Source organism: Deinococcus sp. YIM 77859 (assembly GCF_000745175.1).
In the GTDB taxonomy this organism is placed as follows: Bacteria; Deinococcota; Deinococci; order Deinococcales; family Deinococcaceae; genus Deinococcus.
In genome coordinates, this window is sequence record NZ_JQNI01000002.1 from 2,543,068 (window position 1) to 2,555,457 (window position 12,390).

The 12,390-nt window shown below is 68.7% G+C and carries 9 protein-coding genes; 5 read left to right on the plus strand and 4 right to left on the minus strand.

Annotation, left to right across the window (positions count from 1 at the left end; all coding sequences use genetic code 11):
- Positions 1-102: 102 nt before the first annotated feature.
- Both guaB and EI73_RS12680 read left to right on the plus strand, forming a co-directional pair.
- The gene (gene guaB / locus EI73_RS12675; RefSeq protein ID WP_034387191.1) at positions 103-1,611 is read left to right on the plus strand and encodes an IMP dehydrogenase; all 1,509 of its coding nucleotides are present in this window, start codon (positions 103-105) and stop codon (positions 1,609-1,611) included.
- Positions 1,612-1,672: 61 nt separating this feature from the next.
- Complete coding sequence (locus tag EI73_RS12680; protein WP_034388287.1) at positions 1,673-2,329, plus strand: hemolysin III family protein; 657 nt, start codon at positions 1,673-1,675, stop codon at positions 2,327-2,329.
- A gap of 57 nt (positions 2,330-2,386) precedes the next feature.
- Here EI73_RS12680 and EI73_RS12685 read toward each other — a convergent pair whose 3' ends face one another.
- The 4 genes from EI73_RS12685 to hslO all read right to left on the minus strand — a co-directional run bounded on the left by EI73_RS12685 (position 2,387) and on the right by hslO (position 6,440).
- Positions 2,387-2,995, minus strand: a complete 609-nt coding sequence (locus EI73_RS12685) for a site-2 protease family protein (protein ID WP_034387193.1) — start codon at positions 2,993-2,995, stop codon at positions 2,387-2,389.
- Positions 2,996-3,028: 33 nt separating this feature from the next.
- A complete protein-coding gene (locus EI73_RS12690; protein ID WP_034387195.1) occupies positions 3,029-4,168 on the minus strand; it encodes a CCA tRNA nucleotidyltransferase in 1,140 nt (379 codons plus the stop codon).
- Positions 4,149-5,429 carry a S1C family serine protease gene (locus EI73_RS12695; RefSeq protein WP_034387196.1) on the minus strand — a complete coding sequence of 427 codons (1,281 nt, stop codon included), beginning with the start codon at positions 5,427-5,429 and terminating at the stop codon, positions 4,149-4,151. Before EI73_RS12695 ends, EI73_RS12690 begins: the two co-directional genes overlap by 20 nt.
- 99 nt (positions 5,430-5,528) lie before the next feature.
- Positions 5,529-6,440: an Hsp33 family molecular chaperone HslO gene (gene hslO, locus EI73_RS12700; RefSeq protein ID WP_034387198.1), complete on the minus strand. Its 912-nt coding sequence runs from the start codon at positions 6,438-6,440 to the stop codon at positions 5,529-5,531.
- A gap of 372 nt (positions 6,441-6,812) precedes the next feature.
- Here hslO and EI73_RS12705 point away from each other — a divergent pair, with 372 nt between their 5' ends.
- The 3 genes from EI73_RS12705 (at position 6,813) to EI73_RS12715 (ending at position 12,368) form a co-directional block, all read left to right on the plus strand.
- Entirely contained in the window at positions 6,813-8,630 is a 1,818-nt protein-coding gene (locus EI73_RS12705; protein ID WP_034387202.1) for an ABC transporter substrate-binding protein, read from the plus strand.
- Positions 8,631-8,745: 115 nt separating this feature from the next.
- On the plus strand, positions 8,746-9,432 hold the full coding sequence (locus EI73_RS12710; RefSeq protein WP_034388289.1) for a response regulator transcription factor: 687 nt from the start codon (positions 8,746-8,748) through the stop codon (positions 9,430-9,432).
- 20 nt (positions 9,433-9,452) lie between these two features.
- On the plus strand, positions 9,453-12,368 hold the full coding sequence (locus tag EI73_RS12715; protein WP_034387204.1) for a GAF domain-containing protein: 2,916 nt from the start codon (positions 9,453-9,455) through the stop codon (positions 12,366-12,368).
- Positions 12,369-12,390 lie beyond the last annotated feature (22 nt).

Sequence of the window (12,390 nt, forward strand, 5' to 3'; positions counted from 1 at the left end):
CAAAATCTAGCACGCGTTTCCTGGGCGTGCAAGGGGGGCGGTTGGCCGGGCGCACCGGACAACGCTGGCCGGCCCCCCCTTCGGCGCGGGTACACTCGGGGCATGAGTGCTTTCACGACGCCCGCCGCCCCGTTCCCCACGGCGCAAGAGGACCGCTTTGCCTACAAATTCGGCCAGGAGGGCATCACCTTTGATGACGTGCTGCTCGTGCCGCGGCACTCCACCGTGCTGCCGCACGAGGTGAACGTGGAGACGCAGCTGACCCGGCGGGTCCGGCTGAACATCCCCTTTGTCTCGGCCGCGATGGACACCGTGACCGAGACGAAGATGGCGGTGGCGATGGCCCGTGAGGGCGGCATCGGGGTCATTCACAAGAACATGCCGGTCGACGCGCAGGCCGAGATGGTCCGCAAGGTCAAGCGCAGTGAAAGTGGCATGATTGTGGATCCCATCACCCTTCCCCCGCAGGCGAGGGTGGCCGATGCCGAGCGCCTGATGGCCGAGTACCGCATCAGCGGCGTGCCGGTGACCGACCCCGCTGGGAAGCTGCTGGGCATCGTCACCAACCGCGACCTGCGCTTCATCGAGGACCAGTCCACGCCTCTGGCGGACGTGATGACCCGCGAGGACCTGGTGACGGTGCCCGTCGGCACGACGCTGGAGGAGGCGCAGGAGATCTTGAAACGCCACCGCATCGAAAAACTCCTCGTGACCGACGGTGAGGGTTTCCTGAAGGGCCTGATCACCATCAAGGACCTCGCCAAGCGCGTGAAGTACCCCCGCGCCGCAAAAGATGACCTCGGTCGCCTGCGCGTGGCGGCGGCCATCGGCGTTTCCGCCGACCTGCTGGACCGTGCGGGGGCACTTGTCGCGGCGGGGGCAGACGTCCTCGTGCTTGACAGCGCGCACGGCCACAGCCAGGGCATCCTGAATGCGCTGACGCGGGTCAAGGAGAACTTTGACGTGGACGTGATTGCCGGAAACGTCGCGACCCGCGCCGGTGCACGGGACCTGATCGCGGCGGGGGCCGACGCGGTCAAGGTCGGCATAGGCCCAGGAAGTATCTGCACCACCCGCGTCGTCACCGGCGTGGGCGTTCCGCAGGTCACCGCCATCTTCGAAGCCTCGGCGGCGGCCCTCGAAGCAGGGATCCCTGTGATTGCGGACGGCGGCATCAAGCAGACGGGTGACGTGCCCAAGGCGATCGCTGCCGGAGCCAGCGCCGTGATGATGGGCTCCATGCTGGCCGGGACCGACGAGGCCCCCGGCGAGACGGTGCTGCGCGACGGCCGCCGCTACAAGAGCTACCGCGGGATGGGGTCCCTGGGCGCGATGGACCAGGGCTCGAGTGACCGTTACTTTCAGTCGGGCAGCCGCAAATTCGTGCCCGAGGGCATTGAGGGCATCGTGGCCTACAAGGGCACGGTCGGCGAGGTGCTCTACCAGTTCGTGGGCGGCCTGCGCAGCAGCATGGGCTACTGCGGCGCGCCGGACCTGTCCACGCTCCGCGACACCGCCCAGTTCGTCCGCATCACCGGGGCCAGCCTGGTAGAAAGCCACCCGCACGGCGTGACCATCACGCAGGAAGCGCCCAACTACGGGGGGAGGTAACCCTCCTGTACGGGGTCCCATCTCCCACATGCTTCATTCGCATCCCGCTACCCTGTCCTGCGTGAAGCGTCTCCTGACCGCCCTCCGCGAACCCGTGAACGCCCTGACCCATTGGGGTGGGGCGGTGGCGGCCCTGGTCGTGCTGGGGCCGCTGCTGTGGTGGGCGGATACGCGCGGGCTGCACCTGTGGCCCTTCGTGGTGTTTGGGCTGAGCATGCTGGGGCTCTACACCGCCTCGGCGAGCTACCACTCGTTTCGCCTGGGAGAGCGCGGGCTGCTGTGGCTGCGCAAGTTGGACCACGCGAGCATCTTCCTGCTGATCGCGGGGAGCTACACCCCTGTTGCGTACTACGGGCTCACGGGCCTCTGGCGGGAGGTGGTGCTGTGGGTGATCTGGGGCATTGCCGCGGCAGGGATCGGGCTTAAGCTGCTCACCCTGCGCCTCCCCCGCTGGGTCAGCACCCTGCTGTACCTGGGCATGGGCTGGCTGGCCGTGATCTTCCTGCCCCAGCTTGTGCGGAACCTGCCCCCGGTGGCGATCTTCTGGCTGGCCACGGGCGGCGTCCTGTACTCGATCGGGGCCGTGATCTACGGGACCCGGCGCTGGCAGCCCCGCCCCGGCAGCCGCTGGGGGCACTGGGGCTTTCATGAGGTCTGGCACCTCTTTGTTCTGGGGGGCACCGGCGCGCACGTAGCGATGATGTTTCACCTGCGCTGAAACGGCACGCCCACGAAAAACCCCCGGCCTCACACCGGGGGCTTTTTGTGGGGATGTTCAGAGCCCCACGAACCCCAGCACCCAGCGCTGCACCCGGCCGATGATGTTCCCGATGGGCTCCTGCGCGATAAAAATAAAGAGCATCACAACCAGAAAGCTGAAGGGCTGGGCCTCGAACTGCGCGAGGCTGCGGCCCAGGGAGGGCACCAGCGCGCCCAGGATGCGGCTGCCGTCGAGCAGCGGGATGGGAATCAGGTTGAACACGGCGAGCACAATGTTGATGCTCAGCACGTACAGCAGCACGACAAAGACGATCTCGCTGGGCGGCAGCACGCGCAGCAGCACGGCGGCGAGCAGGGCGATCAGCAGGTTGCTGATGGGCCCGGCGGCCGATACCCACAGGGTGCCCCAGCGTCCCAGGTTGGAGGGGTTGATGGGCACCGGACGCGCGAAGCCGAAGCCCGCGAGGAGGAGGAGGAGCGTGCCGAAGGGGTCGAGGTGTCGGGCGGGATTCAGGGTGACGCGGCCATACCGGCGCGGCGTCGGGTCCCCTAGGCGGTCGGCGGTCCAGGCGTGCGCGAACTCGTGAACGGTCAGCGAGAACGCGAGGGCCACCGCGACGATCACGAACGCGACGGGGTCGCGGGTCAGGAGGCTCAGCAGCATATCAACGCATTCTAAGGGCCAGAGGGGGTCCCCTTAAGGGGAGGGCGGGACGCGCCGCAGGTAGGCGCTCAGTGCCGCCCGCTCCTCCTCGGGCGAACGGACCTGCCCGGCCTGTCGCAGCGCCGCCAGGTGAGCGAGGGCAGCGCCCACGGCTGGGCCGGGCGGGACGCCAAGGGCCACCACGTCCCGCCCGGTGAGCACGGGATAGGCGTCCGGGCGCAGCAGGGCGCGCAGGACACCTTCCGGGCTGCCCGGCGGGACGGGCGCATCCGAGAGGGCGCGGGCGAGAAGCGCTCCGGGTTTCTCGCCCAGGCCCAGCCGGTCAGCAAGAGCCGCAGGATCGGGGGCGCAGGACAGCAGCGCGGCGGCGTACGCCTGCGCGGGTACGTTCTGGCCCGCGTCCCGCCGGGCATCAAGCGCCGCCAGCCGCTCGCGGGCGCCCTCCGGGAGCAGGCTGCCCGCGCCCCAGTTCGCCAGGACCTGCGCCGCTCGGCCCGGCCTCGGCTCGTGCAGCAGCAGGCGCAGTTCGGTGTTCAGGCGGGGCGTGCGCGGGGCCATCCTCAGCGCGTCCGGTACCTGCCGCAGCAGCTCGGGGTGCGCGGTGAGGCCCAGCCGCCCGGCCAGCCGGGCCCCACGCACCAGGCGGCTGGCGTCCTCGTGCAGCGAGCGGGGGTACAGGGGCCGCAGCACCCTCGCTCGCAGGTCCTCGCGGCCGCCCACCTCGTCGAGCAGGGCGGCCGGCCCCTGCGGCCCCAGCAGGAGAGCCAGCGCGTTCAGCCCGAAGTCTCGCCGCCGCAGGTCATCGGTCAGAGAACCCGGCGTGGGCACGGGGTGGGCGCCCGGCACCGGGTAGCTTTCGCGCCGCGCCCGCACCAGGTCCACGTGGCGGCCATCCGGCAGGGTCAGCGTCGCGTTGCCAAAGGCTGGATGGACCAGGAAGGGCAGTCCCGTCTGAGCGGCCAGGGCCGCCGCGTCCGTGCCCTCTACGACCACGTCGAGATCAAGGGGCGTCTTGCCCAACAGGGCGTCCCGCACCGCCCCGCCCACCAGGGCGACCCGCGCGCCCGGCCCGGCCTGGCCGGCGAGGTCCTGGAGCCAGGCGCGGTCCCCCGCCTGGAGGTGGGTCCAGACCTTGGCGGCCCCGCTCTCCCCGTTACTGGAAGGCGCTGGCATCCAGGGTAACTTCCACGTTCCGGGTCTGGCGGCCGCGCACCACCCGCAGGGTCACGCGGTCTCCCTCCCGCTTGTCGAGCAGGGCGGCCTGAAGGTCCTCCAGGGCGTCGACCGGCTGGCCGTCTGCCGCCACAATCACGTCACCCCCAAGGACGATCTGCCCGCCGCGCAGGTCCTGGACATTCTCGCCCCCGCGCAGACCCGCTCGGGCTGCGGGAGAGTTCGGGGCGACCTGGCCGACGAGCAGCCCGGTCTCGGGCAGGCCCAGGGCGCGTTTGCCCTCGCTGGTGAGCGCACTCAGGCCTACAGCCGCCACCTGGTTGGGCCCCTGCACGATCAAACCGGGGGTGATGCCCAGCCGCGGCGGATTCACCACGCCGCCCCGCGCCTGCTGGAGCCGCGGCAGCAGGTTCTTGGCGGCGTTGATGGGGATGGCAAAGCCCACCCCCGCGCTCTGCCCGACGCCGGTGACCGCGCCGCTGGGCGAGTAGATCTGGGTGTTGATCCCAATCACACGCCCCGACGAATCCAGGAGCGGGCCGCCCGAGTTGCCCGGGTTGATCGCCGCATCCGTCTGGATGGCCTTTTGGGTGATGCCCTCGCCCGTGCCGCTCTGGGAGAATCCGATGGGAATCAGCCGCTCGGCACTGCTCACGATGCCCTCGGTCACGCTGAATTCCAGCCCGAAAGGCGCGCCCATCGCAATCGCCTTTTGGCCGACCTCGAGCGCGTCGCTGTCGCCCAGCGGGATGGGCTGAATGGCCTCGGCGGGCAGCCCCTCGGCACGAAGGAGGGCGAGATCATACTGCGGCGCGAGGCCGATCACCCGGGCCGGGACCGTCTCTTCGCGGTTCATGACCCGGATGCGGATGCGGTCGGCGGTGCCTCGCCCGCCCTCCCCCGCCACCACGTGGTAGTTGGTGAGAATATCCCCCTCTTTGTTGACGAAAAAGCCGCTGCCCACGCCCTGCTGCACCTGCGTCTGCTCCTCGCCGCCGAAGAGCCAGGGGAAGGGGCTGGGCTGTACCACCTCCTGTTCGGTGCTGATAAACACCAGGCCCGGCTCATAGCGCCGCACGATATCAATGGTGTTCTGCTCGTTCTGGAGTTTGGCGGCCGCCTCGGTCTGAACGGTGCTGGCCTGGTCGCGAGCCGTCGGGGGCGGCTGGGCACCCGAGAGGGGCACCTGGTCTCGCAACAGGGTGGCGCCCAGCCCCAGGCCCACCAGCACCAGCGTCACGGCGAGCAGTGGTCGTTTCATGGCTGCATTATCCGCAGCGGGTAGGGTGGGCGTGACGAGTTGCCCCCGGCGTGCCTACGGAGTTCATTCATCCCGGCGAGGGGAGAAGCCTTGGAACTGTCAAGCCTGCGCGCGTTCCTGCGCCGCGTCGAGCGAGGCGATCTCGGCGGGCGTGATCTGGTAGTGCTCGCTGCACCAGTGGCAGACGATCTCCTGCCCGCCTTCCTCGATCATCTCCTGCCGCTCGGCGGGGCCGAAGAACTTCAGGCTGTCGAGCGCGCGCTCGCGCGAGCAGCGGCACTGGAAGTGGGCGGGCTGCGCTTCGGGCGCGAGCACCAGGTCCAGGCCCTCGGCCGCCTGATGCATCGTTTCCAGCAAAGACCCCCGGCGCAGGTGGTCGGTGAGCTGGCCCATGCCGCGGATGTTGGCTTCCAGCCGTGCGAGCGTCTCTTCTGTCACGCCCGGCATCGCCTGGACCAGCAGCCCCCCGGCCCGGTGCACCCGGCCACCTTCCTCGTAGACTCCCAGCAGCAGGGCGTTGGGAATCTGCTCGGAGGCGCCCAGGTAGGTGCTGACGTCTTCGGCGATCTCGCCGCTGACCAGACGCACGCTGCCGGTGTACGGTTCGCCGTTGTCGAGGAGCCGCGTCACGGCCAGTTCGCCCTCGGTGCCCACCAGACCGCTGACATCGAGCTTGCCGTCACGCTCCCGAACCGGCAGGTCGGCGCCCGGCTCGCGCACGTAGCCGCGCAGTTGGCCGTCGGCACTGCCTTCGGCCACAATCCAGCCGATCGGGCCGTCCCCCTGGATACGCAGGGTGACTCGGCTGTCACTGGTTTTGCCCAGGACCACGGCCAGAAGGGCGCTTGCCGCCAGGGCGCGCCCCAGAGCGGCCGTAGCGGTTTTGCTGAGGTGATGGCGCACACGCGCGTCCTCGACCAGCGCTGCCGCATCGATGCCCACAAAGCGTAGCGTGCCGTTTGCAGCGGTGCCGCGCAGCAGGAAGGAGGGAGAAAGGGTGTCTGAACTCATTAGGAAACCTTACACCGCTAGACTCAAGGCTGGTGTGCTGAGGGTTTCAATCCCCCCGGTGGGGGAGACGCCGCCCTCCGGCCCCGCGTGGTGTATCCTCCGCCGGGGCCATTGCCCACGCCGCGCGGTGCTGAAGCAACAGACCGGGGGGCTGCTTCGGTGGCGCTTGCTGCTCCTCAGCTTTCTTGGAGGAGTTGCAAGGAACGCTCACCTCTAGGCCTTAGCCTAACCCCGCTTCCCATTGTGGGGAGGAGCGTGTGGATTCACTGCTGTGCAGGCTTCCCCCGCGTGTTTCCCGGCGTGAGACCTGTCGGCTGGGCCCCCCTTGCCGAGGCCCGAATACTTCCTTCCACTGCCTTCGAGGAGTCCTTTATGACCACGTTCAACCGCCGTTCCCGTCCCCTGGGCCTGCTGGCCCTCACCACGCTGGCGCTGACCCTGGCGGCCTGTGACAAGCCAAACAACGCAGGCAACGCGGGTACCAACGGTGATACCACCGCCACCACAGACACCTCGGGCAGCACCGGCGCCAACAACAGCTCGGTGCTCGTCGTGCAGGAAAGCTCCGATATCCCCACGCTGGACCCCGGCACCAGCTACGACACCGCCAGCGGCCAGGTGGTGGAGAACATCTACGAGACGCTGGTGACCTACGAGGGGAATAGCCTCACGGAGCTCAAGCCCCTTCTCGCTACCGAGTGGCAGATCAGTGACGATGGCAAGACCTACCGCTTCACCCTGCGCGACGGCGTCAAGTTCCACTCCGGCAACGCGTTTCAGTGTGCCGACGCCGAGTACACGTTCCGGCGCAACCTGGTCACCAACACCAGCGAGAGCGGCAACTGGTTCCTGGCCGAAAGCCTCTTGGGAACCGGCAGCAACGCCAACGATGACCCCAGCATCACCTGGGAAAAGATCAGCAACGCCGTGAAGTGCGATGGCGAGACGCTGGTGTTTAACCTGCCCAAGGCGGACCCGGCCTTCCTGGCCAAGCTGGCCTACGCGGGCCAGAGCATCGTGGACAGCGAGCATGCCAAAGAGATTGGCGAGTGGGACGGCACCGAAGCCACCTGGAAGGAGGCGGTGGGCAAGGACCTCACGAACAGCCCGCTGTCACAAAATCCCAGCGGCACCGGTGCGTACCGCTTCGTGAGCAAGGACGCCACCACCTTCCGCGCCGAGGCCTTTGACGACTACTGGGGCGAAAAGGCCAAGATCCAGAACGTGCTGATTCAGGTGGTGCCCGAGCAGGCTGCTCGCCAGCAGGCCTTCTTGCGCGGTGACGCCGACCTGATCGAGACGGGTGGCCGTCCCATCATCGAGGAGCAGCTGCGTGGCAAGCCCGGCGTGGCGATCGTGGACAACCTGCCGGACACGAGCGCCTTTGGGATCGCCATGAACCAGGACATCAAGAACCCCGAGGTGCTGGGCAGCGGCAAGCTGGACGGCCAGGGCATTCCGGCCAACTTCTTCAGTGATGCCGACGTGCGCCGGGGCTTTGTGGCCGCCTTTGACGTGCCCACCTATATCCAGCAGGTGCAGGGCGGCAAGGGTGAACCGCGCAACTTCCTGCTGCCCGACACCTTCCCCGGCTACAATCCTGACCTTGAGCCGCCGCAGTTCGACCTGGATGCCGCGCGCGAGGCGTTCCAAAAGGCGTGGGGCGGACAGGTCTGGGAAAAGGGCTTTGTGCTCAACGCCACCTACCGTGCCGGAAGTGTCGCCGCGCAGACCGGGATGGAGCTGCTGAAGAAGAACGTCGAGTCCCTCAACCCCAAGTTCAAGGTCAATCTCCAGCCCAAGCAGTGGAGCGAGATTCTGGAGAATGCCGACCAGGGCCGCGAGGCGATGGTGATGACCGGCTGGGCGCCCGACTACGCCGACCCGGACAACTTCGTGTACACCTTCTACAGCAGTGAAGGCTTCTACCACCCCCGGGTGGGCTTCACCGACCCGCAGATTGACGCTTGGGTGAACGAGGCCCGCACGACGAACGACACCGATCGCCGCAACGAGCTCTACACCCAAATCGCCGAGCGCGCCAAGGAGCAGGCGTACTACATCCTGATGCCCAGTAACCCCGGGATCATCGCCTACCGCGACAACCTGCAGGGCATCAGCGAAGACACCTTTAACCCCATGATCGCCTTCCGCACCGGGACCCTCTGGAAGAACCTCAGCAAGAGCTGAGCCGGCCAGGCCAAAGCCCGCCTCCCCACGTGGGAGGCGGTATGTTTTGGGGTGGGTCGAGGACGGCCCCGAGCAAGGGGACCTCATGGGCGGCCCGCCGCCTTATCCTGCAACCATGCATGACGCCACCGAAGCGCTGTCCGCCCCCACGCGGCCCATCACCCTGCTGCTGGTCGACGATCACCCCGTCGTCCGCAAGGGTACCCGCGAGCTGCTCGAAGGTGAAGTTGACCTGCAGGTGATCGGCGAGGCCGAGAGCGGGGAAGAAGCCATCGAGAAGGCCCGGCAGCTTCGTCCGGACGTGATCCTGATGGACGTCTCCATGCCCGGGATGAACGGCATCGAGGCCACCCGCGCCATCAAAGCCGAGCAACCCGGCGTGGGCGTCCTGGTCCTGACGAGCTATGACGATGACGCCTACGTGTTCGCCCTTCTGGAGGCGGGCGCGGCCGGATACCTGCTCAAGAACACCAGTGAGGAAGACCTCCTGGGTGCGGTGCGGGCTGTGGCCGCTGGAGAGAGTGCCCTTCACCCGGCGGTTGCCCGCAAGGTTCTCGAGCGCTTCAGCGCTCAGCAGACCCCGACGCCCCCCGAAGACGCCCTCAGCCCCCGTGAACTCGAAGTTCTGCGGGTGGCCGCGACAGGCCGCACCAACAAGGAGATTGCCCGCGACCTCGACATCAGCCCCCGCACCGTACAGGTCCACCTCGCCAACATCTTTTCCAAACTGGGCGTGGGGAGCCGCACCGAGGCCGTGCTGTACGGCATCAAGCGGGGATGGATCGATCCCAAGACGCTTTGAGAAGAGAACCGGCAGGACTGATGAACCCTTCCGCACCCCTTCCTGCCCCCCTGCCTCCCTTTCCCCCTGAGCTCAGCGCTGCGCCCACCGTGCGGGCCTTTGGCGCGGCGCTTGCGCGCTTTGCCTGCCACGCGGTGCGGGCACACGGGGTGCAGGTGTGGGCCGTGGCGAGCGGCACGCTGAACGTGGTGGGCGAAGAGGGACGGGGACTGGGGCTGAGTGACGGAACGCTGGCAGCTCGGGCATTGGCAGAAGGACGGCACCTCTCGGAAGGAATGCTGGATGGCCTGCCCTTTGGTGGGGGCGTGCTGGAATTTGTGGGGGCCGACCCGGAGGGGGTCAAGCGGTTCGGTGAGCTGACGCCGCTGCTGACGCTGGCACTGGAGGGCGTGCAGGCGCGTGAAGTGCGGCGCGGCCGGGGCCGAGTCGCGGAAACGGTGGAGCAGCTGGTGCGGCGCTTGGGTGGGAGCCTGGACCTGCCGGAAGTGCTGACGGCGACGGCGGAGACAGCCGCGCTCGCCCTGGGCTTTGGCCGGGCGTTTGTCGGCCTGTTCAGCGAGATGGGGGAACAGCGGGCCCATATCGGCGAGGTGTTCACCTACGGCTTCGACGAGAGCTTCACGGGTGGAATTGTGGTCGGGCCGGTGTCGTTCGGTCGCCTGATGGAGCGCGGCGAGGTGATCCTGTACGAGCGGGCCCGCGACGCGGGAACACCGCTGGCCCAGGGACTGTCGGAGCTTGATCCGGGCGTGGCCCTCATCGCGCCCCTCAGCGCGCGTGGACGGCCTCTGGGCGTGCTGTACGTGGACAGCCGCTCGCCGGGTGCGCATGTCAGCGAGGACGACACCTGGCTGGTGCTGGCCCTGGCCGAGCAGGCCAGCCTCGCCATCGACAACGCGCGGCTCTACAGCACGGAGACGCGCAAGCGCGCGGCGGCCGAGGCGCTGCGTGAGGCGGGGGCGGCGCTGGCGAGCAGCCTGCACCTACCCGATACGCTGGCCCGCGTGCTGGAGCGGGCGGTGTCCCTGTTTCACGCGGACGCGGCGGGCGTCTACGAGCTTCAGCCGGACGGCCGCACCCTGACCATCCGCAACGCGCTGGGCCTCCCCAGCGAGTACGTGCTGCGCGTTCGGGCGAAGGTCGGCGCGGGTGTCACCGGGCGGGCGGTCGAGCGGCGGGAACTGGTGGTCGCGCATGACCTCACCCAGGCCCATCTGGGCGGGGGCAGCCGCTACACGCGCCAACTGCTCGCGACGGGCCGCTACCCGTACCGCGGCGTGATCGCCCTGCCGCTGGGCGCCCGTGCCGAGGTGTTTGGCGCGCTGACCCTGTACTGGAAAGAGCCGTTGCCGCTGGATGAGGATGACCTGGCTCTCACCGAAGTGTTTGCCGCACAGGCTTCGCTTGCCATTGAGAACGCTCGGCTGTACGGGGAAGAGCTGCGGCGCGAACGCGAAGCCGCCGTCTTGCTCAATGTCGGGCGGCTGCTTGGGGAAGACCAGAGCGACCGGGCGCTGACCGAGGTGATCCGCCTTGTCACGCTGGCCCTCAACGCCTCGCGCGGGCTGATCGCCCTGACCGGCGAAGGCGGCGAGATCACGCGCTGCGCGACCTACAACCTGCATCCTCCCTCGGGCAGCGAGCTCGCGGCGCTACGGGCGCAGCTCGGGCGAGGGCCGCGGCCCCTCACGCGGCGGCACACGCTGCCGGTCGCGGGGAGTGCCCTGATCGTGCCCCTGCACGGTGACTCCGGTGGGGATCACCCCGATCACCTGCTGGGCTTTCTGTACGCCGACGATCCGGGCACCGAACCCCCGAGTGACCGGGTGCTGGCCCTCGCCCGCAGCGTGGCCGACCAGATGGCCCTCACCCTGACGCGGGAGCGGCTGCTTTCGGCCCTGGCCCGCGAGGAGGCCCGTTACCGCCAGCTCGCGGAGGGCGCGCACGACCTGATTCTGAGCGCGGAGCCGGACGGCACCGTGACCTACGCCAACCCCGCCGCAGTGCGCCTGCTCGAGCCGCTGACCGGACCGCTGCCGGGGGCCAATCTGCTCACCCTGCCGACCCCCGCGACGCGATCTGCCCTGCACGCGGCCTGGGCCGCTGTTCAGACCCACCCCACCGGAGGACGCGCCGAGATCGAGATCGGCCCCTACCGGCTGGAGGTGCGCCTCAGCGCCGTTCGGCAGGCCGGTGCCCCCCAGAGCGTCTTGGCGGTTGCCCGTGACCTTTCCGAACTCCAGACGCTCGCTGCCGAGATCCAGCGCCGCGGACAGGCCCTGGAGGCCGCCACCAGCCGCACCGTGGAGCTGCGAACATACCTCACCCTCTTTACCCAGGCGCAGGAGGAGGAGCGCCGCCGCATCAGCCGTGAGCTGCACGACGACACCGCGCAGGTGCTGATCGCCACCTCCCGCCGTGTCGCCCGCCTGGCCCGTGAGCTCACAGGCTCACAACGCGAGCGCGCCGACGATATTCTCGGTGACCTTCAGCAGGCGATTGAGAGTGTGCGCCGCTTTGCCCGCAACCTGCGCCCCAGTGTGCTCGACGACCTGGGTCTGCTGCCCGCGCTGGAATGGTTGGCGGGTCAGGCCCAGACCGATACCCGGTTGGAGGTGAGCGGCGCCGAGCGCCGCCTTGCGCCCGCTCTGGAACTCACCGTGTTTCGCCTCGTGCAAGAAGCCCTCACGAATGTGGATAAGCACGCCCGTGCCCGCAGCGCCGCCATCCGTGTCGCCTTTGAGGCGAGCAGCGTGCGTGTCGCCATCACCGACGACGGCCAGGGCTTTACAGCGCAGCAGGCACAGGCCCGCGCCCAGGCCGGACACCTCGGGTTGATCGGCTTGCGCGAACGCGTGGCCCTGGCGGGCGGCGCCCTAGAGGTGGACAGCCAGCCGGGCCAGGGCACGACGCTGACCTTTACGCTGCCCGGATAAGACATCTGAGCCTTCCCGTCAG

What these genes read in the sequence shown, in the direction of transcription:
- guaB (WP_034387191.1), top strand. Translation starts at nt 103, where the DNA reads ATGAGTGCTTTCACGACGCCCGCCGCCCCGTTCCCCACGGCGCAAGAG.
- EI73_RS12685 (WP_034387193.1), bottom strand. Translation starts at nt 2,995, where the DNA reads ATGCTGCTGAGCCTCCTGACCCGCGACCCCGTCGCGTTCGTGATCGTC.
- EI73_RS12690 (WP_034387195.1), bottom strand. Translation starts at nt 4,168, where the DNA reads ATGCCAGCGCCTTCCAGTAACGGGGAGAGCGGGGCCGCCAAGGTCTGG.
- EI73_RS12695 (WP_034387196.1), bottom strand. Translation starts at nt 5,429, where the DNA reads ATGAAACGACCACTGCTCGCCGTGACGCTGGTGCTGGTGGGCCTGGGG.
- hslO (WP_034387198.1), bottom strand. Translation starts at nt 6,440, where the DNA reads ATGAGTTCAGACACCCTTTCTCCCTCCTTCCTGCTGCGCGGCACCGCT.
- EI73_RS12705 (WP_034387202.1), top strand. Translation starts at nt 6,813, where the DNA reads ATGACCACGTTCAACCGCCGTTCCCGTCCCCTGGGCCTGCTGGCCCTC.
- EI73_RS12710 (WP_034388289.1), top strand. Translation starts at nt 8,746, where the DNA reads ATGCATGACGCCACCGAAGCGCTGTCCGCCCCCACGCGGCCCATCACC.
- EI73_RS12715 (WP_034387204.1), top strand. Translation starts at nt 9,453, where the DNA reads ATGAACCCTTCCGCACCCCTTCCTGCCCCCCTGCCTCCCTTTCCCCCT.